Raw genomic sequence first — 21,594 nt, 5'->3', positions numbered from 1 at the left:
CAATGGCGCTCTTCCGTTTCCCGAGCGAGCCGCCGAGCCGCCCGCTGATCCGGACGCCGAACCTCTATCTGCGCGCACCGCAAGCCGGCGACCATGCGGCCTGGAGCGCGCTGCGCATGGAAAGCCGGGAATTCCTGGCGCCGTGGGAACCGACCTGGAACGAAGACGACCTCACCCGCACCTCCTTCCGGCTACGCGCCAAGCGCGCGGCCCGCGAAATCTCGACCGACGAGGCCTATTCGCTCTTCATCTTCGAGACGCATACGGAGACCCTGCTCGGCGGGCTGACCCTCGGGTTGGTCCGCCGGGGCGTCGCGCAGGCCTGCACGCTCGGCTACTGGATGGGGCGGCGCCATGCCGGCAAGGGCCATATGACGGAGGCCGTGCGCGGCGCCGTGCGCTTCGCCTTCTCCGATCTCGCCCTGCACCGGGTCGAGGCGGCCTGCCAGCCGAACAACGAGCCGTCGCGGCGCCTGCTCGAACGGGTCGGTTTCCGGCATGAAGGGCTGGCGCGCGCCTATCTCAAGATCAACGGAAACTGGGCCGATCACCTGCTTTACGGCGTGCTGGCCAGCGACGTGCCGCCCGGAAGCAGACCGTGACCGCGACGGTTGACCACAGGCCAGCTCCGCCTTGCCCTTGCCATGAGCGGCCGATAGGGCTTTTCGTTAAATTTCGAATGATCGCTTCCCGCCTGAGAACCGAGCACAGCTTGTCCATTTCCGAGCGCGTCTTCCGGGCCGGCCTCATGCTGGCCGGCCTTGTCCTGTGGTTCTGCGCCGCTGCCCTGCCGGCCCAGGCCGTCGAGGCGGTCCGCGTTCCCGTCGATGCCCCCGTGATGGACCTCACCCATGTCGTCGAGCGCAACAAGTCCGACGGCGACGTCATCCAGATCTCCACCGCGCCGGGGCCGGACGGCATCGTCCGGCGCATCGCCGTCAAAGCCCGCGAGGCCGGCGCCCGCCCGGACTGGATCGTCTTCGCGCTGACGAATGATTCCGACGAGCAGATCGACCGCCTGCTGGTCGCGCCGTTCCATCGGCTGATCGGCTCCGGCGTGGTCTGGCCCGATCTCGGCGACAAGCGCATCGAGGCGGTGACCGCGAGCCAGGGCCTCTCACCCGACCGCGAGCCCAGCCCCGATGCCGATGTCTTCCTGATCACGCTCGACCCCGGCACGACCGTGACCTTCGTCGCCGAGCTGAAATCGCCGAACCTGCCGCAGCTCTATCTCTACGAGGCCGAGGCCTATCGGCAGAAGACCAACGGGCTGACGCTCTACAAGGGCATCATCATCGGCATCGCCGGCCTGCTCGCGCTGTTCCTCACCATCATCTTCGTGGTCAAGGGCGCGGTGATCTTTCCGGCCGCAGCAGCGCTGGCCTGGGCGGTCCTGGCCTATGCCGGCCTCGATTTCGGCTTCTTCCAGCGCCTGTTTCCGCTGACGCCGGCGATCGAACGAATCTACCGCGCCGGCGCGGAGGTGGTGCTGGCGGCGACGCTGCTCGTCTTCCTCTTCGCCTATCTCAACCTGTCCCGCTGGCATGTGCGCTACGGCCATGTCACGGCGATCTGGATTCTCGGCCTTGCCGGGCTGATCGGCCTGGCCGTCTTCGACGCGCCGATGGCGTCCGGCATCGCGCGCATCTCGATCGCGGCCGTGGCGGCGATCGGCTTCATCCTCGTCGTGCATCTGGCGACGCATGGCTACGAGCGGGCGGTGATGCTGATCCCGACCTGGTTCCTGCTCGCAGTCTGGGTCACCGCCGCGAGCTTCACGGTGACCGGGCAGTTTCAACGCGATCTCGTCGCGCCTGCCCTGCTCGGTGGCCTCGTCCTGATCGTGCTGCTGATCGGTTTCACCGTGATCCAGCATGCCTTTGCCGGCGGCGCGATCTCGCAGGGTCTGGTCTCGGATACGGAGCGCCGGGCGCTTGCCCTCTCCGGCTCGGGCGACCTCGTCTTCGACTGGGATGTCAGCTCCGACAAGGTCTTCGTCTCCCCGCAGATCGAGGCGTTGCTCGGCCTGCCCAAGGGCTCGCTCGAAGGCTCGGCCGCGCGCTGGCTGGAGCACATGCATGTCGCCGACCGCGACCGCTATCGCGTCACGCTCGATGCCGTGCTGGAGCAGCGCCGCGGCAAGCTCAATCTCGACCTGCGCCTGCGCGCCGCCAGCGGCGCCTATCACTGGGTCAACGTCAAGGCGCGCCCGGTGATCGGCTCTGACGGCGAGGTCATCCGCGTCATCGGGACGCTCACCGACGTCACCGAGCAGCGCACCGCGCAGGAGCGGCTGCTGCACGACGCGGTCCATGACAATCTGACCGGCCTGCCCAACCGCAAGCTGTTCCAGGACCGGCTGGGGGCGATCTTCGGCTTCACCCGTGCCGACGACAATATCCGCCCGACCGTGCTGGTCATCGATGTCGACCGCTTCAAGCAGGTGAACGAGTCGGTCGGCTTCTCGGCCGGCGATTCGATCCTGCTGACGCTGGCGCGCCGTCTCGGCCGCCTGCTCAGGGCGCAGGATACGCTCGCCCGCATCGGCGGCGACACCTTCGCGATGATCCTCGTCTCGGAGCGCGACCCCGAGCGCATCCTGGCCTTGGCCGAACTGGTGCGCCGCGCCGTCTCGACGCCGATCACCTATGCCGAGCGCGAGATCGTGCTGACGCCCTCGATCGGGCTCGCGCTGTTCGATCCGGCACCGGCCTCGCGCAAGGAAGACGCGCTGAAGAATGCCGAGCTCGCCATGGCCCATGCCAAGCGTCAGGGCGGCAACAAGATCGAGGTCTTCGTGCCGGCGATGCGGACCGACCGCAACGACCGGCTCGCGCTGGAAAGCGACCTGCGCCGGGCGATCGAGCGCGGCGAGATCCAGGTCGTGTACCAGCCGATCGTCCGGCTGGAGGACCGCACCATCGCCGGGTTCGAGGCACTGGTGCGCTGGGACCATCCGCGCGAAGGCCGATTGATGCCGCAGGACTTCCTCGCCATCGCCGAGGAAACCGGGCTGATCGTCGATCTCGGCGTCTATGTCATGGATAAGACCGCGCGCGAACTCGAAGCCTGGCAGGCGGCGCTGGAGGTCGATCCGCCGATCTTCGCCAGCGTCAACGTCTCCAGCCGGCAGTTGCTGCGCCACGACCTGCTGCATGACGTGAAGACCGTGCTCGGCCGGCGGCGCGTGCTGCCGGGCACGCTGAAGCTGGAGATCACCGAGAGCCTCGTCATGGAGAACCCGGAATATGCCGCGCAGATGCTGCAGCGCATCCGCGATCTCGGCGCCGGCCTCTCGCTCGACGATTTCGGCACGGGCTACTCCTCGCTGTCCTATCTGCAGCGCTTCCCGTTCGACACCATCAAGATCGACCAGAGCTTCGTGCGCCAGATGGGCAACGGCCGTCCGCCGGTGATCCTGCGCTCGATCGTGCAGCTCGCCGCCGATCTCCACATGGATGTCGTCGCCGAGGGTGCGGAGAGCGAGTCGGATGCGATCGAGCTCTACCAGCTCGGCTGCCAGTATGCGCAGGGCTACATCTTCGGCCAGCCGATGACGGCAGCGGAAGCGCGGCGCCTAATGGGTGCCGCGGCTGCGGCGGCGACCGAAGCGGCTTGATCAGGGCGTCATGCTCGGGCTTGCCCCGAGCATCTCGGGACGGAAAAGCGCCTACCCTGCCTGAGATTCTCGGGTCTTTGCTTCGCTCCGCCCGAGAATGACGGCCCGCCGGAACTCAGGCGTGCCCGGCCTCGCGCGACAGGAACGCCGGGTCGATGCCGATCTTGTTCAGCGCCCGGCTGTACTTGGTCTCGACGCCTTCGTCGAAGAGCAGTTCGGGATCGGCAGCGCAATGCAGCCAGCCATTGGACTGAATCTCGGCTTCGAGCTGGCCGGCGGCCCAGCCGGCATAGCCCAGCGCCAGCACCGCATTCTCCGGCCCGTCGCCATTGGCGATGGCGCGCAGGATGTCCAGCGTCGCCGTCAGGCAGATGCCTTCGTCGATCGGCAGGGTCGCCGATTCCAGAAAGAAATCGGCGCTGTGCAGGACGAAGCCGCGCTTGGTCTCGACCGGGCCGCCGCGCAGCACCTGCATCCGCTCGGCCCGACTCGGCAGCCGGATCAGCTCCTCGGAGGGAATCACGTCGAGCTGGACGAGCAGCTCGGTGAACTTCGTGTCGCCCGCCGGTTTGTTGACGATGATGCCCATCGCCCCGTCCTCGGAATGGGCGCAGACATAGACGACGCTGCGGCTGAAGCGCGTATCGGCCATGCCCGGCATCGCGATCAGGCATTGCCCGTCGAGATAGCTGCGGCCAGCGGTGCGCGATTGTGAGCCGATCTTCATGGGGAGCATGCTAGAGGCTGTCGGGGAGGGTCGGCAAGGCTTGGCTTGCAGCCGCGCCCTGTCGAAGGGCGCACAGGCCGTAGCGTTGCCGCCCGGATCACGTTCGCGTGCGCGTGGGCCGCCGCGACGGTCCGCGGTCGCACTATCGCGATTGTGCCCCAATCCTGCGCAAGGTTCGGGGCGTGTCACATGGGCACGGACCGGCGGAGGATGACAGGTTTTGTTCGCTTTTCAGGGTCGCAATCGGTAAAGGCTGGACCCGTGAACCGCATTCTTCCCCTGCTCGCCCTGCTGCCCCTGGCGCTCGGCTCCGCTGCTCGCGCCCAGGAGGCGATGACCGAGGCCGCCACCTCGCCCTGGTCGGCGAGCGAGCACGCGAAGCTGCGCCTGATCGCCGGCCCGACCACCGCGACCGGCAAGCAGCGTGTCGGCGTCGAGATCGCGATGTCGCCGGGCTACAAGACCTATTGGCGCAGCCCCGGGCAGTTCGGCGTGCCGCCGGCTTTCGACTGGTCGGGCTCGACCAATATCGGCGGGCTCGACGTGCGCTGGCCGGTACCGGAGCGTTTCCAGGATTCGGCCGGCTACTCCATCGGCTATGCCGGCGAGGTCGTGATCCCGATCTCGGTCCAGCCCGTCGATCCGACGCGGCCGGTGCTTGTCGTGCTCAAGCTCGACTATGCCGTCTGCGAGAAAATCTGCATTCCCGCCAAGGGCGAGGCGAGCCTGTGGCTCGAGCCCGGCGTGACGATGGTGACCTCGCCCCGCCTCGAAAGCTACGAGGCGCGCGTGCCGGTGCCGGCCAAGCCCGGAATCCACAAGGAGAAGATCGCGATCATCGAGGCCGGGCCCGATGACAGCGTGGTCGATCCGGGCCTGCGGCTCGTGCTGCAGCCGCCGCCGGAAGGCCGCATCGAGGACGTTTTCGTCGAAGGATCGGGCATGTGGTCCTTCGGCAAATCCCGCCTGACGGCGCAGGCGGACGGGACGGTCGTCGCCCAGATCCGGATCGACGAGCGGCCGAAGGGCGCGGCTGGTCCGACCCCGCTGATCTTCACCGTGCGCGGCACGCCGCGGCCGATCGAGACGCGGCTGGAACTCGACATCCCCGCCGGCAAGCCCTAATCCGTCAAGCCGGGCGGCCCGGTTGGCCGCAGGCTTCACGGAGAGACAGGCTCATGACCATCAAGGTGGGTGACAAGCTTCCACAGGCGACGTTCCGCGTCATGACCGCCGACGGCCCTGCCGCGCGCACGACCGACGACCTGTTCAGCGGCAAGAAGGTGGTGCTCTTCGCCGTGCCCGGCGCCTTCACCCCGACCTGCCACCGCAACCATCTGCCGGGCTATCTGGAGAAGGCGGCCGAGATCAAGGCGAAGGGCGTCGATGCCATCATGGTGACCAGCACCAACGACGTCTTCGTCATGGACGCCTGGTCGAAGGCGACCGGCGGTACCGGCGTGATCGAGTTCCTCTCGGACGGCAATGCCGATTTCGCCAAGGAGATCGGCCTCTCGATGGACGGCTCGGGCTTCGGTCTCGGCACCCGCTCGCAGCGCTATTCGATGCTGGTCGAGGACGGCGTGGTGAAGGAACTCAGCGTCGAGGAAGCCGCCGGCAAGGCGGAAGCCTCCGGCGCCGCGGCGATGCTCGAGAAGCTCTGAGCGCGGCAACGCACTGAGACAGATTGGAGCCCGCGCAGCCGCTGCGCGGGCTTTTTTGTGGGCTGGCCGGATAGGGAAAATGTCTGCAAGGGGTCGGAAGCGGTCACGCTGCGCTAGGCGCTTTCGCATCCAAACGGGCAACAATCTCCGCGATCATCGGTGCCGTTTTCGTCTTAACCGGATTCTCGTCAGATACCGAGAACTCGCCTGCGTCGAATGCGAGGAAAACATCCCAGAGTAGCGGATGCACGGGCGTGCTTTCATTTGCACGGTCCACCATCGGCCAATGGAGACCGTTGGCGATGAAGTCGCCCAATTCGAACTCGATCTCACCACGATGGAAGCCGCGAGCAAGAGCCTCAGCGATGCCTTGGAAGAGCTCATTCACGTCGCCGCCAGCGAACGTATCGCTCCAACGCTGGATATCGGTCTCGGAAACCGCTGCTGCGGACCGATTGATTTCGCCTTGTTCCAGCTTGCTCAGACGAAGTCGCATCTCGTCGATCAGAAGCTGCATCGCTCTCACCTAGCGGGATTACTCAATGCCCAGAGGCTAGCCATCCCCATGGCATCGATCAATGTCTGCTATGGGCCAGAAGCGGACCTAGCTTTTGACATTGCGAGGCGCGCGCTGCCTCTTAAATTGCTCCATTTCTCTGACGCATGGGGGAGCACATGCCGTTTCGAGGCTTCGTTGTCGAACCTGCGGAGTTGGCAAAATTGGCTGGCGCTTTCGATGCGGCCTGGATGGCGGTGAACAGCGTCAACACCGTCGGCGGCCAGCAGCAGAGGCGGGCGAGAGCCCGCCTGGCGACCATCATTCTCGATCTTTGGAGGGAAGATCCCGCTCAGGCTTTGAGCGCCAGCGCTGTCGAGCGTTTCCTCGCATCAGACCAGCCCAACTGATCGATCCGATCTGCGCTTGTCATGAGACAAGCCGCGAAGCCCCGGCTAGCTTCCGGATCGGAGGAGAACACCGATGGCCGAGATCACCATTCGCCCGCTTGCCGCGACCGACCGAGAGGCCTGGACGCTGCTCTGGCATGGCTACCTGACCTTCTACAAGGCGACGCTGCCGCCGGAGATCGACGCGATCACCTTCGGGCGCCTGACCGGCGGCCAGGAGCCGATGGGCGGCTTCCTCGCCTTCGAGGGCGACAAGGCGCTCGGAATGGTCAATTGGGTCATCCACCGCACGACCTGGAGCGAGAAGCCGATCTGCTATCTGCAGGACCTGTTCACCGTGCCGGAATCGCGCGGCGCCGGCGTCGGCCGCAAGCTGATCGAGGCCGTCAACCAGATGGCGCGGGCGAAGAACTGCTACCGCGTCTACTGGCAGACGCATGAATCCAACCTGCAGGGCCAGGCGCTCTACGACAAGGTCGCCGACAAATCGGGCTTCATCGTCTACCGCCAGCCGCTGGGCTGAGCCTCAGCGACCGCCGCTCTTGAACGGCGCCATGCCGGCTCGCGCCAGCGCGTCGGCCCGCTCGTTCATCGCGTCGCCGGCATGGCCCTTGACCCATTTCCACTCGATCTTGTGGCGGCCGAGCGCCGCCTCGAGGCGCTGCCAGAGCTCGGCGTTCTTGACCGGCTTGCGGTCGGCCGTCTTCCAGCCGTTCTTCTTCCAGCCATGAATCCAGCCGGTGATGCCCTGCCGCAGATACTGGCTGTCGGTGTGCAGCGCGACCGTGACTGGCCGCTTCAATGCCTCCAGCGCCGCGATCGCCGCCATCAGCTCCATCCGGTTATTGGTGGTCTGCGCCTCGCCGCCCGAAAGCTCCTTCTCGACGCCGTTGAAGGTCAGGATCGCGCCCCAGCCGCCGGGACCCGGATTGCCCGAGCAGGCGCCATCCGTCCAGACTTCGACCGTATCAGCACTCACCGCTTCAGCCCGTATTCGCGGGCATCGGCGACGCGCTGGTGGAAGGCGAGCTTGCGGTCGTATTCGAGCGGATCGTGCGGCTTCACCAGCGCGCCGGCCGGCACGTTCAGCCAATCGACCAATCGCGTCAGCAGGAAGCGTAAGGCGCTGCCCCGGCAGAGCTGCGGCAGCGCCTCGACCTCCGCCTCGTTCAGCACCCGCACGCTCTCGTAGCCGGCCAGCATGGCCTGGCCCTTGGTCAGGTTGAACGAGCCATCGGCCTCGAAGCACCAGGAATTCAGGCAGATCGCGAGGTCATAGGCATAGGCGTCGGTGCAGGCGAAATAGAAGTCGATCAGGCCTGAGAGCCTGTCGCCGAGGAAGAAGACGTTGTTGGGGAAGAGATCGGCATGGATCACGCCACGCGGCAGGTCTTGCGGCCAGCCCGCCTCATGCACGGCGATCTCGGCCGCGACGCGGCGCGCGAGACCGGGCGAGACCTTGTCGGCGTCAGTGCCGGCCTGCTCGGCCAGCGGGCGCCAGCCGGGAACGGAGAGCGCATTCACCCGCTCCATCGGGAAATCGGCCCCGGCCTGATGCAGCAGCGCGAGGCCGCGGCCGAGCTCCTGGCAATGCGCGGCGGTCGGCCGGCGCACCGAAAGACCGTCGAGGAAGGTGACGATCGCGGCCGGACGGCCGGCGAGACGGCCGAGCATCTCGCCGCGGCTGTCGCTGACCGGCTGCGGGCAGATCACGCCGCGCGAGGCGAGATGCTGGATCAGGCCGAGGAAGAACGGCAGGTCGTCCGGGTTCACCCGCTTCTCGTAGAGGGTGAGGATGAAGGACCCTTGCGTGGTGCGGATGAGGTAGTTCGAGTTCTCGACGCCCTCGGCGATGCCCTTGGCGGAGAGGAGCTCGCCGATGCCGTAGCGCGCCACGAAGGCGGCCATCTCGTCATCGGGCACTTCGGTATAGACGGCCACGATCGTACTCTTTTTGCTGGAATTACTCGGCCGCGTCCGGCGTCGCCTCGCCGCGCAATTCGCGCGGCAGCGGGAAGAAGACATTCTCGTCGGCGGTCGAGACGGTCTCGACACGAACCTCGTAGCGCGCGGCGAAGGCGTCGATGATCTCCTCGACCAGCACCTCGGGCGCGCTCGCGCCGGCGGTGATGCCGAGGCTGCGGATTTGGCCGAAGACCGACCAGTCGATCTCGTCGGTGCGCAGCACCAGCCGCGCGACCGGGCAGCCGGCGCGCTCGGCGACCTCGCGCAGACGCTGCGAATTCGAGGAATTGGGCGAACCGACGACGATCAGCCCGTCGACCTGCGGCGCGACGCGCTTCACCGCCTCCTGGCGGTTGGTCGTGGCGTAGCAGATGTCTTCCTTGTGCGGGGCGATCAGCTCCGGAAAGCGGGCCTGCAAGGCCTCGACGATGCCGCGGGTGTCGTCGACCGAAAGCGTGGTCTGGGTGACATAGGCAAGCGGCTGGCCTTCCGGCGCCTGAAGCGTCGCGACGTCCTCCAGCGTTTCGATCAGGGTGATCGCGCCCTCGGGGAGCTGGCCCATCGTGCCGATCACTTCCGGGTGGCCGGCATGGCCGACGAGCAGGATATGGCGCCCGCGCTTGTGATGGACCTCGGCCTCGCGATGGACCTTGGTGACGAGCGGACAGGTCGCGTCGATGGCGAAGAGATTGCGCGCCTTCGCCGCCGCCGGCACCGCCTTGGCGACGCCATGGGCCGAGAAGATCACCGGGCGCGTCTCGTCGGGCACTTCGTCGAGCTCCGCGACGAAGACGGCGCCTTTCCGCTTCAGGGATTCGACGACGTATTTGTTATGGACGATCTCGTGGCGGACATAGACCGGCGCGCCATGCAGCGCGAGCGCCTTCTCGACGGCGTCGATGGCGCGCACGACCCCGGCGCAGAAGCCGCGCGGGGCGCAGAGCAGGATGTCGAGCGGTGGCTTGGTCACGCGCAGAGGAAACTCCGATCAGTCCGCGTCTTCTTTCGGCGCGATCGGCGCGATGTCAAGGAAGCGAAGCGGCGCAGGTCGGGCGGCGATGTGCCGATTGCCTCTCGCAGGATCGCCCGCAAACCCCTAGATACGGTGGCGGCCCGCCACGCCGAGCGCCGCGCCGGACCGCCAAGCCCGTTCCCAAAGCCCCGAGTTCCGCATGGCCGACGCCGCCTCGCATGTCAGCTTTCTGCCGCCGATCCTGACCTTCTGCGCCGCGGCGGTGATCGCCGTGCCGCTGTTCCGCAAGCTCGGCCAGTCGGCGGTGCTCGGCTATCTCGCGGCCGGCATCGTCATCGGCCCCTCGCTCCTGGGCGTGATCAAGGATCCCGATGCCATCCGCGGCACGGCTGAGATCGGCGTCGTGCTGCTGCTCTTCCTCGTCGGCCTCGAATTGCAGCCCTCGCGGCTCTATTCGATGCGCAAGGACATTCTCGGCTCCGGCCTCGCGCAGATGGCGCTCAGCGCCGGCGGCATCGGCCTGTTCGGCTGGTATTTCGGCCTGTCAGCGGCGGGGGCTGTCGCTGTCGGCGTGGCGCTTGCCCTCTCGGCGACCTCGATCGCGCTGCAATTGCTGGAGGAACGCGGCGACGGCAACGAAACCTATGGCCGGCGCACCTTCTCGATCCTGCTGTTCCAGGACATGGCGATCGCGCCGGTGCTGGCGCTGCTGCCGCTGCTCGCCACCACGAGCGGTCACGAGACCGGCAGCCCGATGATGGCGCTGGCGAGCCTCGGCATCGCGCTCGTCGCCCTCGTCCTGATCGTGCTGGCCGGGCGCTACGTGATGAACCCGTTCTTCCGCATCCTCGCCCATACCGGCGCGAAGGATGTGATGACGGCTGCCGCGCTGCTGATCGTCCTCGGATCGGCGCTGCTAATGGAGCATGTCGGGCTCTCGATGGCGATGGGCGCCTTCCTTGCGGGCGTGATGCTGGCCGACTCGCATTTCCGGCATGAGCTGGAAGCCGATATCGAGCCCTTCCGCGGTGTCCTGCTCGGCCTGTTCTTCATGGCGGTCGGCATGTCGCTCGACCTCAAGCTCGTCGCCGACAACTGGATGCTGCTAGCGCTCGCGGCGCCGCTGCTGGTGCTGTTCAAGATCGCGGTCGTGACCTCGATCCTGCGGCTGTCCTGCTCGTCCTGGCTCGAGGCGATCCGGGCCGGCGCCCTGCTCTCGCCAGCCGGTGAATTCGCCTTCGTGCTCCTGCCGCTCGGCCTGGCGAACGGGCTGCTTACGCCTCAGCAATCGGCGATGATCACGGCGCTTGCCGCGATCAGCATGCTGCTCGGCCCCGTCGTCGCCAAGCTGATCGATGCTGTGCTGCTGGCACGCATCGCGCCCGCGACGATGGACGAAGACTATGACGGCGTCGGCGACAGCCCGGTGATGGTGATCGGCTTCGGCCGCTTCGGCCAGATCGTGACGCAGGCGCTACTGCTGCAGCATATCGACGTAACCGTGATCGATTCCGACGTGGAGCGCATCCGCTCGGCGGCGCAGTTCGGTTTCAAGATCTACTACGGCGACGGCACCCGCCTCGACGTGCTGCGCGCGGCGGGCGCCGGCAAGGCTCGCGTCATCTGCATCTGCGTCGACGACAAGCAGGCGGCACTGCGGATCGTCGAGATGGTCAAGGCCGAGTTCCCGAGCGTGCGCCTGCATGTGAGAGCCTATGACCGCATCCACGCGATCGAGCTGATGAAGGCGAATGTCGATTTCCAGATGCGCGAGACCTTCGAATCGGCGCTCGGCTTCGGCCGCGTCACGCTGGAAACCATGGGCCTGACCCGCGACGAGGCCGATCTGGTGATCGACCATGTCCGCGACCGCGACGCGCAGCGCATGGAGATCCAGTTCCACGAGGGGCTCGCCGCCGCGATCAACCGCGTGCCGCGCGTCTCGCCCGAGCCGCTCGTCCCGCCCAAGGCCAAGTCGAAGCCGCTTACGCCTGAAACGCGGCAGGTCATCGAGGATGGCGGTGCCGAGGTCGCCGTCGGCGGCGTCGGGGAACCCGAACGATGAGCCAGGCTTCGGCCCGGCCACAGGCCGTCTTCCTCGAAGGTCCGTTGATGCGCCATGTCGCGGTGATGACCGCGACGAGTTCGGTCGGCCTGATGGCGGTCTTCGTCGTCGACCTGCTCTCGCTGCTCTACGTCTCCTGGCTTGGACGGCCGGAAGCGACGGCGGGCGTCGGCTTCGCCACCATCGTGCTCTATCTGATGGTTTCGGTGAATGTCGGCCTGATGATCGCCGTCACGGCACTGACCTCGCGCAGCATCGGCGCGGGCGATCGACCGGCTGCACGGCGCATCGCGGGCTCGACCATGGCCCTCTCGGCGCTGGTGGCGCTCGTCATCTCGCTTGCGGCGCTGCCGCTGCTGCCCTGGCTGCTCAGCTTGCTGGGCGCGCGCGACCAGTCGCATGCGGTCGCCCTCTCCTTCCTCCATATCGTGCTGCCATCGAACGTCCTGATGGCGATCGGCATGGGCCTTTCCGGCATCCTGCGGGCGATCGGCGACGCCAGGCGGGCGATGTTCGTGACGCTCGGCGGCGGCATCGTCACGGCGGGGCTCGACCCGCTATTGATCTTCGGCTTCGGGCTCGGGCCGGACGGCGCCGCGATCGCGATCGTGCTGGCGCGGATCATCATCTGCGCCATCGGCTTCCACGGCTGCGTTGTCGTGCACGGCATGATCGAGCGGCCGCGCCTCTCGTTCATCCGGCAGGACAGCGCCCGGACCTTCGCCATCGCTGGGCCGGCGATCCTGACCAATCTCTCGAACCCGATCGCCAACGCGGTCTTCGCCAGCGTCGTCGCCCCATTCGGCGATGCGGCTGTCGCAGCGCTCGCGATCATGGACCGGCTCGTCCCGGTCGCCTTCGGCGTGCTGTTCGCGCTGTCGGGCGCCGTCGGGCCGATCCTCGGCCAGAACTGGGGCGCCGGGCGCTTCGACCGAATGCGCCGGGGCCTGAGCGATGCGGCGATCTTCGCTGGCGCCTCCGTGCTCGTCTCCTGGGCGCTGCTCTTCGCCTTCCGCGGCGCGATCGTCTCCGCCTTCCACGCGACGGGGCTGACGGCAGAGCTCGTGCTGTTCTTCTGCCTGATCGCCGGGCCGATGTGGATTTTCGTCGGCATGCTCTTCGTCGCCAACGCCGCCTTCAACAATCTCGGCATGCCGTTCCTGTCGACGCTGTTCAGCTGGGGCCGTGCCACCCTGGGCACGATGCCGCTCGCGTTCCTCGGCGCGCATCTCGCCGGGCCGAAGGGCGCGCTCGCGGGCTCCGCACTGGGGGCCGTGGCCTTCGGCGTCCTGGCGCTGGTCTTCGCCTTTCGCGGGATCACAAGGCTGGAGCGCAAGGCCGCGGAGCGCCGTGCCGCAATCGATTTGCCAGGCAAGGACACCCTGCTATCGTCGCCCTAGGCTGGAGATCAAAAGGCCGGCCGGGGAGAAGCGTCGATGATGAACCTGTTCGATATCATGCAATCGGCCCAGAGCGGGCAGGCGCTGCCGAACCTCGCCCAGCAATATGGCTTGAGCCTGCAGCAGACGCAGGCCGCGCTCGACGCCCTGCTGCCAGCCTTCTCGATGGGGCTGCAGCGGCAGACGCGAGATCCTTATGCCTTCGGCTCGCTCGCCCAGATGATGACGGCCTCGCCCTATGCCCGCTTCTTCGAGGCCGGCGGCTACGGCATCCCGGCCGGCGCCCAGAATGCCGGCAACGACGTGCTGAGCCAGCTCTTCGGCTCGCGCGAGGTCAGCCAGGCCATCGCGGCGCAGGCGGCCGCGACCAGCGGTGTCTCGCAGGCGATCCTCAAGCAGATGCTGCCGGTCATCGCCGCGATGCTGATGGGCGGCCTGTCCAAGACGTCGAGCAACGAGGGCCTGGGCGGCATTCTCGGCCAGTTCGCCGAGATGATGCGCGGCCAGATGCCGGGCATGCAGCCGGCGCCGCAGCAGCCGCAGATGCCCGGAAATCCGTTCGAGGCGATCCTCAAGGGCATGTTCGGCCAGGCCGGCGGCCAGCAGCCGCAGCCCAGTCCGCAAGCCGCCCCATCCGACCCGTTCGGCGGCGCGCTCGGCCAGATCCTTGGCGGCATGTTCGGCGGCGTGGCACCGCAGCCCGATTCCGAACCGGCGCCCGCTCCGCGCAGCGCGCCACGACGTGCGCCCGCGCCGGAACCCGAGCCCGAGGATGCCCCGCCTTCGTCCTCAGCCTCCGGCCCCGGCTCGATCGGTCTCGATGCGCTCAACCAGATGTTCGAGCATGGCCGCCAGATCCAGGACGACCATCAGAACGCGCTGAAATCGATCCTCGACGCCATGCTCGGCGGCGGACAGGGCCGTCGCTGAGGCGGCTTCAGCTCTTCATCTGCTGAAGACATAAAAAAGGGCGGAAGCACGAAGCTCCCGCCCGCAGGAACGCTGACGCCAAGGGGTCAGGCGCAGCGTGCAACCGCAATATCGGCCTTCTTCGCCAGCATCGGCGTCGAGCCGGCATGGCGCAGGGCATGCTCGCGCCGTGCGGCAGCGAGATCCGACGACGTGCGCGAGCGCTCCGCCAGCACGGCGGACGGATCGTCCAGCCAAGATGCCGCCAGCGCGCCATCGATATCCGAGCGGACGAGGCCGATATCCTTGAGTCCACGCTCGTCGAGCTCAGCGGAAAGACGCATCACCTCACGGCGATGGGCGAGCGCACGCACGAGTTGAACAGCCCCGGCAAACCCGATGGTGGCAACACGCGTGACGCCGGCCGAAACGGTCGAGAGCGACTTCGCGGTGATGGTCATGAGCAGCATGACAGCCTCCTTGGCGGTGCGGAACGTTGATCTGAGTTTCTCCCCCTGCCCGGACGCGCCATTGACAGGGAACTTCGGAGAGCACCCAGACCCTAGCGAAGCTCTGGTCATCAGCCAAACGAATGGTTATGATGTCTCGCAACACTGATATTGATGGACAGTGGACGGGGATCGCCAATGGCCCATGTGCTCGACGCCGATCAGCTCAAGACCTTCGTCGCCATCGCCGATACCGGCTCCTTCACCCGCGCCGCCGAGATCGTCTTCAAGACGCAATCGGCCGTTTCCATGCAGATGAAGCGGCTGGAGGAGCGGGTCGGGCGTCCCCTGTTCGGGCGCGACGGCCGCCATGCCAAGCTGACCGAGGATGGCGAGCGACTGCTCGACTATGCCCGCCGGATCGTGCGCCTCAATCTCGAATGCGTCGCCTCCTTCGCCGATGCCGACCTGAAGGGCCGCATCCGCCTCGGGGTGCCCGACGACTATGCCGACCGTTATCTGCCGGAAATCCTGGCGCGCTTCGCCCATTCCAATCCGCGGGCCGAGGTCACGGTGGTCTGCGAGCCGACGCCGATGCTGGCGGAGCGGATCGCGACCGGCGATATCGACCTCGCGATCATCACCCATGTCGAAAGTCGCAGCCAGGGCGAGATCATCCGCATCGAGCCGCTGCTCTGGGTCACCTCGGCACGTCACAGCGTGCATGAGGAGGATCCGCTGCCGCTGGCGCTGGGGCGGCCGACCTGCAACTGGCGGCAGGCCGCGGTCGATGCGCTGGAATCGAAGGGGCGCCGCTTCCGCGTGCTCTATGCGAGCTGGAATTCCACCGCAGTCGGCGCCGCCGTCCTGGCCGGACTGGCGATCTCGGTCCTGCCGGAGAGCGCGGTGAGGCCGGGCATGCGCATCCTCGGACCATCAGAAGGTTTCGCGACCTTGCCCTCATGCAAGATCGGCCTGCTGCGGACCCGCTTCGATCCGTCGGTGCTGTCGAACGCGCTGGCCGAGCACATCATCCAGAGCCTCGACAACCTGGCGAGCTTCAAGACGGCGGCCGAGTAGAGTCTCAGGGCACCTTGATCGCGTCGGCCGCTGCCAGCAGGAACGAACTGATCTGGTTCCCGTAGAAGGTGGCCGACGTGATGATCGTGATCGAGACGAGGCCCGCGATAAGGCCATACTCGATCACGGTCGCGCCGCGCGCGTCGCGAGCAAACTCGAGAAAGCTGGCCTTGATCCGCCCCATGCCGCTAGGTTAGTGGCGACCTTCATCCAACTCGTTAATTTCCGAGGCAAAATCCGCTCGAAACGGCAGTTTTCGAGCGGAAAATCTGGTCAGGCGTCAGAGGGCCATCTCGGTCAGCACGGGCTCGACCTTGCCGTGCCAGGCATTGCGGTAACGCTCTTCCAGAGCCTGCGCCAGGTTTCGGCGGCGCTCCAGAATCCCGTGCAGCGGCGCAAGGAAGCGCGTCTCGTCCTGACCGGCTGCATTCTTAAGCGCCCGGCGGGCCAGGCCTGCGCGCGACAGCTCCACGACCTCGGCAGCGATCTCGATGAGCTTGCGCCCGCCGATGCTCGCAGCCAGCCCTTCGCGCGGGACTGCATCGCGCAAAGCCTGCCGTTCCTCCGCCCTCCACCCCTTGACGAGGTCCCAGGCCGCATCGAGCGAGGTCGCATCATAGAGCAGACCGACCCAGAAGGCCGGCATCGCGGTCAACATGTCTGCCGGGCCGGCATCGGCGCCGCGCATCTCCAGAAAGCGCTTCAGCCGGACCTCGGGAAACAGCGTCGAGAGGTGATTGGCCCAGTCGGACATGGTCGCCTTCTCGCCCGGCAGCTGCGGCAGCCGGCCGGCCAGCAGATCACGGAAGGAGGCGCCGGCGACGTCATGATAGGTATCGTCGCGCTTGACGAAATACAGGGGCACGTCGAGCGCCCAATCGACATAGCCCTCATAGGACATGCCCTCGTCGAAGGCGAAGGCGAGCATGCCCGACCGGGCATTGTCGGTATCGCGCCAGATCTCGGAACGCATCGACTGGAAGCCGTTGAGCTTGCCGTCGAGGAAGGGCGACGATGCGAAGAGGGCGGTGGAAAGCGGCTGGAGGGCCAGCGAGACCCGGAGCTTGCGGACCATGTCCGCCTCGCTGCCGAAGTCGAGATTGACCTGCACCGTGCAGGTCCTGAACATCATGTCGAGACCCATCGTGCCGACCTTCGGCATGTAGTTCGCCATGATCTTGTAGCGCCCCTTCGGCATCACCGGCGTCTGCGCACGGGTCCAGAGCGGGGACGCGCCAAGGGCGGCGAATCCGATATCATGCGGAGCGGCCACGGCCTTGACGTCGGCGAGATGGGCCTGAAGCTCGGCCTCCGTCTCATGCAGGCTCGCCAGCGGCGCACCCGACAATTCGAACTGCCCGCCCGGCTCCAGCGAGATCGCCCCGCCGCCATCCGGCCCGGCCAGCCCGATGATATGGCCGGCATCGACGATCGGCTCCCAGCCGAGCCGCTGCTGCATGCCTTCCAGAAGAGCCCGGATGCCGCCGGCGCCGGCGCGCCCTTCATAGGGGACGGGCGCGAGATCGCTCCGGTAGAACGGGAATTTCTCGTGCTCGGTGCCGATCCGGAAGGAGGAGGCCGGTTTCTCGCCGGCGGCGATCCAAGCAATCAGTTCGGCCTTGGAACCGATCGGGGTCGAATCGGACACGTCGCGAGCCATGGGCGCTCCGGCAGATGGGCAAACAACCAGCCCCGCGCCGAAGGCGCGGTCAAAGCCGGCAGAGGATGGACAGACATAGGCGAGCGCCGGGCGCTCGACAACGACCGGAACCGTGCATTCGCGCAAAGGCGCCCGGCGCTGGCGGCAGGTCTTGGCACCCTCCCGATCAGGCTCTCGGCCAATCGCCGAGCACCGCCTGCACCAGCGCAAGCGCAGCCACCGCGGCCGTGTCCGCCCTCAGGATGCGCGGGCCGAGCGAGATCGGCAGCGTGTTGGGCCGCGCCTGGATCAATTGCCGCTCGGCTTCGTCGAAGCCGCCTTCGGGGCCGATCAGGACGGCGAGCGGCGCGGGTCCATGCGCCGCCAGCGCCGCAACCGGGCTCGCCTGAGCCATGCCCTCGTCGCAGAAGACCAGCAATCGCTCCGGCGCCAGGCTTGAGAGCGCCGCTTCGAGCGGACGCTCCGGCTCGATCCCGGGCAGGCTCAGTATACCGCATTGCTCGGCCGCCTCGACGGCGTTGGCGCGCAGCCGATCGAGGTTGAGCCGCGAAACCTGGGTGCGGCGGGTCAGGACGGGCTGGAGCAGGCCCGCCCCCATCTCGACCGCCTTCTGCGCCATGTAGTCGAGCCGCGCATGCTTCAGCGGCGCGAACAGGTAATGCAGGTCGGCGGCGGGCGGCTGCGGCCTCGTCTGTCTGACCAGTTCGAGGCTCGCCTGCTTGCGCCCTTCCGGCACGAGGCGCGCCAGCCATTCGCCGTCGCGCCCGTTGAAGACGAGCACCGTGCCATCGACCCGCAATCGCAGGACATTGAGGAGATAATTCGCCTGCTCGCGATCGAGCGGCAGAATCGCCGCCGGTGCGAAGGAGTTGTCGATGAAAAGCCGGTGCCGGGCGAAATCGGGAACGGGCATGGGCGCGAGCGGCTCCGGGAATCGGTGGTAATGTCGAGAGCGACGTGAAAAACGCCACAATCACCTTGTAACAGGCAGCGCTTCCCACAAGGCCACCATAGACTCGCAAGAGTCGTTGGCGTTAACAGCGCCTGCTGTTAAGGACGTATTTAACGATCGGCCGGGCGGGCCGGCAATCCGGAGTAAGGACACCATGCGGCGTTGGATGGCTTCAGGCGTTATCGCGGTGCTCGGCTTTGCCGTGGCTCCGCTCCTGTCGGCTGCACCCGCAAGCGCGCAGGTCTCCGGCTGCGAGCAGATCCAGAAGTTGCTCGGCGAGCGCCAGTCGATCGTCGCCAAGCTCACGGCTTCCCAGAAGGCCAAGAAGAAGATGACGCCGCAGGAAGCCTGCAGCGCCTTCGGCCGCCTCGCCAATAATGGCGACGCCGCGATCAAGTTCGCCACGGCCAACCAGGACTGGTGCCAGATTCCGGCATCCTTCATCGAAGGCATGCAGACCGACAACAAGAAGGTTTCCGGCTTCCGCGCTCAGGCCTGCAACGCCGTGAAGCAGCAGGCCGCCATGCAGCGCCGCGCCCGGCAGCAGGCGCAGAGCGCCAGCCCCTTCGGCGGCGCCGATTCCATCACCAGCGGCGCTGGCGGCGGGATGCGCGTCCCGCAGGGCGCGCTCTGACCGGCGCCCACCGGCGCCATGCCCGATCCGGCTCCCCTCGGAACCATGCCTGGGCGTGACTCGCCCCTGCCCGACGCGCTGACCGGGCATTGGGTCGACACGCGGGCGCCCCTTGCCATCAGGCCGTTCCTCAAGCTCGCCCGCATCGAGCGGCCGATCGGATGGTGGCTGCTGCTCATGCCCTGCTGGTGGGCGGCCGGGCTTGCCGCCATCGCCGCCGGCCAGCCCTATCCCAATCCCTGGCACTGCCTGCTCTTCTTCGTCGGCGCGGTCCTGATGCGCGGCGCGGGCTGCACCTTCAACGACATCATCGACCGCAAGCTCGACGCCGAGGTGGCGCGCACCCGCGGGCGGCCGCTTCCGTCCGGGCAGGTCACGGCGAAGGCCGCCGCGCTGTTCATGATCGCGCAGGCGCTCGCGGGCCTCGTCGTGCTCATGCAGTTCAACCGCTTCACGATCATCCTCGGCATCGCCTCGCTGGCGATCGTCGCGATCTATCCGTTCATGAAGCGGATCACGAACATGCCGCAGTTCGTGCTCGGCCTCGCCTTCTCATGGGGCGGGCTGATGGGCTGGAGCGCGGTCTTCGGCCGGCTCGATCCGCCGGCCTACCTGATCTATGCGGCCGCGATCGCCTGGACCGTCGGCTACGACACGATCTACGCCATGCAGGATCTCGAGGATGACGTCATCGCCGGCATCCGGTCGAGCGCCCGCTATTTCGGCGATCACACGCGCGAGGCGGTGGCGCTGTGCTTCGCGCTGGCGGTGCTGCTGACGGGCACCGCGATCTGGCTGGTTGGCGGCGGCCCCGCCGCCTGGCTCGGCTTCGCCGCCTTCGCCCTTCATCTCGGCCGGCAGGTGACGCGCATCAGCGGTGCGAGCGCGCCCGAAGCCCTCAGGATATTCCGGTCGAACCGGGATGCCGGCCTGCTTCTGGCGGCCGGGCTCGCTCTCGATGCCGCGAGCCGCGGCTGGTTCTGACGGTCAGTCGGTCATCCGGTCGCCATTGACGATCACCGGCAGTTCGGCGAGGCGGCCCGTCTTGCGACGCGTGAGGAAACGCGGACGGCGACCATTGAGCAGGCCGTGGCGGCGGCGGATACGAATCGCGCCCAGCGCAAGCCGGCCAAGCTGCGGATAAGGCTCGGTCACCGTGCCATCGGCGGCTTCGAGCAGCAGCGGCAAGCCGCTGGTCCGGCCGAAATCACGCCAGAGCGCGACCGCATCCTCCTGGTCAGCGCAGGCGACCACGATGGAGCGGCCGTCGCCGGCGGTCAGGGCCAGTTCGAAGCGTTCGTCGTCACCGGCCGGATTGGCCAGACGCAACGCGACGCCGCGCCAGTTGGCGCCGCCGCGCAGGATCCGCACCGGGCCGACGCGCTCGATCGCCGGGGCGACCGGACGATCCGGCATCGGGTTGCGGGAAACGATCGCTGTGGTGGTCGGACCGCCGGAGAGAGCAGGCACAAAACCGCTCTCTCCGGCGGCCGGCGTGACGCTGGCCATCGGTTATAACGCCTCTCTCTAATCCCTGCTGCAACGGAGCCCTCTGTCGATGCCGGGGCTCTCGTGCTTGCCCTGTGAGGATGGCCGCCAGCCGTGTCCGAGCGCTTAAGGGGTTGGGTTAAAGGAAGGTGTTTTCGCCCTGATCCGGCCCTAAACCGGGGGTTTCCTGCCGGATGCTTGACGGAATCTTTCGATCCGTGGCCGCATTTTCGGCTTGAAACAGCGACTATCGCGGCCGATAGGAAAGCCATGAACGCCACCACGCTCCCGATCGCGGCCGAACTGCTGAAAGCCGTCGGCGAAAGCTGCCTGGAAGCCGGCACGATCGCCCTCGATCTGTTCCGGCCCGGCGCGGCGACCGCGGCGCGGACCTGGGCGAAAAGCGGCGGCTCGCCCGTCACCGAAGCCGATATCGGCGTCGACACCTTCCTGCGCATCCGGCTTTCGGAATTGCTGCCGGAAGCGGCATGGCTGTCCGAGGAGACGGTCGACGACGCCCAACGGCTCTCTCATCGCTATGTCTGGGTCGTGGATCCGATCGACGGCACGCGCGCCTTCATGCAGGGCTCGCCGGACTGGGCTGTCTGCGTCGCGCTGCTCGACCAGGGCGCGCCGATCCTCGGCATCGTCCATGCGCCGGCCTGCCAGGCGACCTATCGTGCGCTCGCCGGTGGCGGCGCGACGCTCAACGGCGAAACCATCCACGCCTCATCCACACAAAGCCTGACCGGCGCACGCATCGCCGGCCCCAAGCCGATGCTCGATGCGCTTGCCCAGTTCGAAAGCTTCCAGGCCGTTGCCCGGATTCCATCGCTGGCGCTGCGCCTGACGCGCATTGCCGATGGCACGATCGATGCCGGGCTGATCTCGCCCGATGCCCGCGATTGGGATCTGGCGGCGGCCGATCTCGTGCTGAGCGAGGCCGGCGGCCGGCTGAGCGACGGCGAGGCCGGGCCCGTCATCTACAATCGCGAAGTCCCTGTCCATGGCATGCTCGTTGCGAGCAACGGCAAGCTCGCCTCGCCCCTGCAGACCGCGATCGAGCGCCTGCGCGACGGACGGACGCAGCCGGCCTGACGATT

At 67.3% G+C, this 21,594-nt stretch carries 23 protein-coding genes; 13 read left to right on the top strand and 10 right to left on the bottom strand.

Annotation, left to right across the window (positions count from 1 at the left end):
- The first annotated feature begins 2 nt into the window (after positions 1-2).
- Complete coding sequence (locus FHT98_RS18965; RefSeq protein WP_142114930.1) at positions 3-602, top strand: GNAT family N-acetyltransferase; 600 nt, start codon at positions 3-5, stop codon at positions 600-602.
- A 146-nt stretch (positions 603-748) separates the two neighbouring features.
- A complete protein-coding gene (locus tag FHT98_RS18960; RefSeq protein WP_142115819.1) occupies positions 749-3,619 on the top strand; it encodes an EAL domain-containing protein in 2,871 nt (956 codons plus the stop codon).
- A 115-nt stretch (positions 3,620-3,734) separates the two neighbouring features.
- On the opposite strand, the gene FHT98_RS18955 is transcribed toward FHT98_RS18960, so the two are convergent.
- Complete coding sequence (locus FHT98_RS18955) at positions 3,735-4,355, bottom strand: YqgE/AlgH family protein (RefSeq protein WP_061964880.1); 621 nt, start codon at positions 4,353-4,355, stop codon at positions 3,735-3,737.
- A 252-nt stretch (positions 4,356-4,607) separates the two neighbouring features.
- Here FHT98_RS18955 and FHT98_RS18950 point away from each other — a divergent pair, with 252 nt between their 5' ends.
- Both FHT98_RS18950 and FHT98_RS18945 read left to right on the top strand, forming a co-directional pair.
- Complete coding sequence (locus FHT98_RS18950; protein WP_185745217.1) at positions 4,608-5,471, top strand: protein-disulfide reductase DsbD domain-containing protein; 864 nt, start codon at positions 4,608-4,610, stop codon at positions 5,469-5,471.
- Positions 5,472-5,524: 53 nt separating this feature from the next.
- Entirely contained in the window at positions 5,525-6,010 is a 486-nt protein-coding gene (locus FHT98_RS18945) for a peroxiredoxin (RefSeq protein ID WP_142114928.1), read from the top strand.
- A 103-nt stretch (positions 6,011-6,113) separates the two neighbouring features.
- Here the strand turns inward: FHT98_RS18945 and FHT98_RS18940 are convergent, their stop codons facing one another.
- Complete coding sequence (locus FHT98_RS18940) at positions 6,114-6,527, bottom strand: hypothetical protein (protein ID WP_142114927.1); 414 nt, start codon at positions 6,525-6,527, stop codon at positions 6,114-6,116.
- 158 nt (positions 6,528-6,685) lie between these two features.
- Between FHT98_RS18940 and FHT98_RS18935 the strand changes: the two genes are divergently transcribed.
- Both FHT98_RS18935 and FHT98_RS18930 read left to right on the top strand, forming a co-directional pair.
- On the top strand, positions 6,686-6,916 hold the full coding sequence (locus tag FHT98_RS18935; protein ID WP_142114926.1) for a hypothetical protein: 231 nt from the start codon (positions 6,686-6,688) through the stop codon (positions 6,914-6,916).
- Between the two features lie 73 nt (positions 6,917-6,989).
- Positions 6,990-7,439, top strand: a complete 450-nt coding sequence (locus FHT98_RS18930; protein ID WP_142114925.1) for a GNAT family N-acetyltransferase — start codon at positions 6,990-6,992, stop codon at positions 7,437-7,439.
- A gap of 3 nt (positions 7,440-7,442) precedes the next feature.
- Here FHT98_RS18930 and rnhA read toward each other — a convergent pair whose 3' ends face one another.
- Genes rnhA through ispH form a run of 3 tightly spaced genes read right to left on the bottom strand, consistent with a single transcriptional unit; the run spans position 7,443 to position 9,851 of the window.
- Complete coding sequence (gene rnhA / locus FHT98_RS18925) at positions 7,443-7,895, bottom strand: ribonuclease HI (RefSeq protein WP_142114924.1); 453 nt, start codon at positions 7,893-7,895, stop codon at positions 7,443-7,445.
- Positions 7,892-8,857, bottom strand: a complete 966-nt coding sequence (locus FHT98_RS18920; RefSeq protein WP_091855904.1) for a homoserine kinase — start codon at positions 8,855-8,857, stop codon at positions 7,892-7,894. Before FHT98_RS18920 ends, rnhA begins: the two co-directional genes overlap by 4 nt.
- 22 nt (positions 8,858-8,879) lie before the next feature.
- A complete protein-coding gene (ispH, locus tag FHT98_RS18915) occupies positions 8,880-9,851 on the bottom strand; it encodes a 4-hydroxy-3-methylbut-2-enyl diphosphate reductase (protein WP_142114923.1) in 972 nt (323 codons plus the stop codon).
- A gap of 202 nt (positions 9,852-10,053) precedes the next feature.
- On the opposite strand from ispH, the gene FHT98_RS18910 reads away from it, so the two are divergent.
- Genes FHT98_RS18910 through FHT98_RS18900 form a run of 3 tightly spaced genes read left to right on the top strand, consistent with a single transcriptional unit; the run spans position 10,054 to position 14,249 of the window.
- The gene (locus FHT98_RS18910; RefSeq protein ID WP_142114922.1) at positions 10,054-11,919 is read left to right on the top strand and encodes a monovalent cation:proton antiporter-2 (CPA2) family protein; all 1,866 of its coding nucleotides are present in this window, start codon (positions 10,054-10,056) and stop codon (positions 11,917-11,919) included.
- Entirely contained in the window at positions 11,916-13,319 is a 1,404-nt protein-coding gene (locus FHT98_RS18905; protein WP_142114921.1) for an MATE family efflux transporter, read from the top strand. The genes FHT98_RS18910 and FHT98_RS18905 overlap by 4 nt, the downstream gene beginning before the upstream one ends.
- Positions 13,320-13,355: 36 nt before the next feature.
- Positions 13,356-14,249: a DUF937 domain-containing protein gene (locus FHT98_RS18900; RefSeq protein ID WP_142114920.1), complete on the top strand. Its 894-nt coding sequence runs from the start codon at positions 13,356-13,358 to the stop codon at positions 14,247-14,249.
- 86 nt (positions 14,250-14,335) lie between these two features.
- Here the strand turns inward: FHT98_RS18900 and FHT98_RS18895 are convergent, their stop codons facing one another.
- Positions 14,336-14,698, bottom strand: a complete 363-nt coding sequence (locus FHT98_RS18895) for a DUF1127 domain-containing protein (protein WP_061964908.1) — start codon at positions 14,696-14,698, stop codon at positions 14,336-14,338.
- Positions 14,699-14,875: 177 nt separating this feature from the next.
- Here FHT98_RS18895 and FHT98_RS18890 point away from each other — a divergent pair, with 177 nt between their 5' ends.
- Positions 14,876-15,757, top strand: a complete 882-nt coding sequence (locus tag FHT98_RS18890) for a LysR substrate-binding domain-containing protein (RefSeq protein WP_061964910.1) — start codon at positions 14,876-14,878, stop codon at positions 15,755-15,757.
- Between the two features lie 4 nt (positions 15,758-15,761).
- Here the strand turns inward: FHT98_RS18890 and FHT98_RS18885 are convergent, their stop codons facing one another.
- The 3 genes from FHT98_RS18885 to FHT98_RS18875 form a co-directional block, all read right to left on the bottom strand.
- Positions 15,762-15,941, bottom strand: coding sequence for a Flp family type IVb pilin (locus FHT98_RS18885; protein ID WP_061964912.1), 180 nt, complete (start codon positions 15,939-15,941; stop codon positions 15,762-15,764).
- A gap of 96 nt (positions 15,942-16,037) precedes the next feature.
- Positions 16,038-17,417: a glutamate--cysteine ligase gene (locus FHT98_RS18880; protein ID WP_142114919.1), complete on the bottom strand. Its 1,380-nt coding sequence runs from the start codon at positions 17,415-17,417 to the stop codon at positions 16,038-16,040.
- 166 nt (positions 17,418-17,583) lie between these two features.
- Positions 17,584-18,330 carry a 16S rRNA (uracil(1498)-N(3))-methyltransferase gene (locus FHT98_RS18875; protein ID WP_142114918.1) on the bottom strand — a complete coding sequence of 249 codons (747 nt, stop codon included), beginning with the start codon at positions 18,328-18,330 and terminating at the stop codon, positions 17,584-17,586.
- Positions 18,331-18,535: 205 nt separating this feature from the next.
- Here FHT98_RS18875 and FHT98_RS18870 point away from each other — a divergent pair, with 205 nt between their 5' ends.
- Both FHT98_RS18870 and ubiA read left to right on the top strand, forming a co-directional pair.
- Positions 18,536-19,003, top strand: a complete 468-nt coding sequence (locus tag FHT98_RS18870) for a hypothetical protein (protein WP_142114917.1) — start codon at positions 18,536-18,538, stop codon at positions 19,001-19,003.
- A gap of 18 nt (positions 19,004-19,021) precedes the next feature.
- Positions 19,022-19,987 (top strand): 4-hydroxybenzoate octaprenyltransferase, encoded by a 966-nt coding sequence (gene ubiA / locus FHT98_RS18865; protein ID WP_142114916.1) that lies wholly within the window; start codon positions 19,022-19,024, stop codon positions 19,985-19,987.
- A gap of 3 nt (positions 19,988-19,990) precedes the next feature.
- Here ubiA and FHT98_RS18860 read toward each other — a convergent pair whose 3' ends face one another.
- Positions 19,991-20,512, bottom strand: a complete 522-nt coding sequence (locus FHT98_RS18860; RefSeq protein WP_142114915.1) for a DUF6101 family protein — start codon at positions 20,510-20,512, stop codon at positions 19,991-19,993.
- Between the two features lie 249 nt (positions 20,513-20,761).
- Between FHT98_RS18860 and FHT98_RS18855 the strand changes: the two genes are divergently transcribed.
- A complete protein-coding gene (locus FHT98_RS18855) occupies positions 20,762-21,589 on the top strand; it encodes a 3'(2'),5'-bisphosphate nucleotidase CysQ (RefSeq protein ID WP_142114914.1) in 828 nt (275 codons plus the stop codon).
- Positions 21,590-21,594: the final 5 nt, after the last annotated feature.

It is taken from the genome of Allobosea sp. AK1 (assembly GCF_006714945.1).
Taxonomy (GTDB): Bacteria; Pseudomonadota; Alphaproteobacteria; order Rhizobiales; family Beijerinckiaceae; genus Allobosea; species Allobosea robiniae.
The sequence above is the reverse complement of the archived record's forward strand: the minus strand, read 5'-3'. Positions and strand labels throughout refer to the sequence as shown.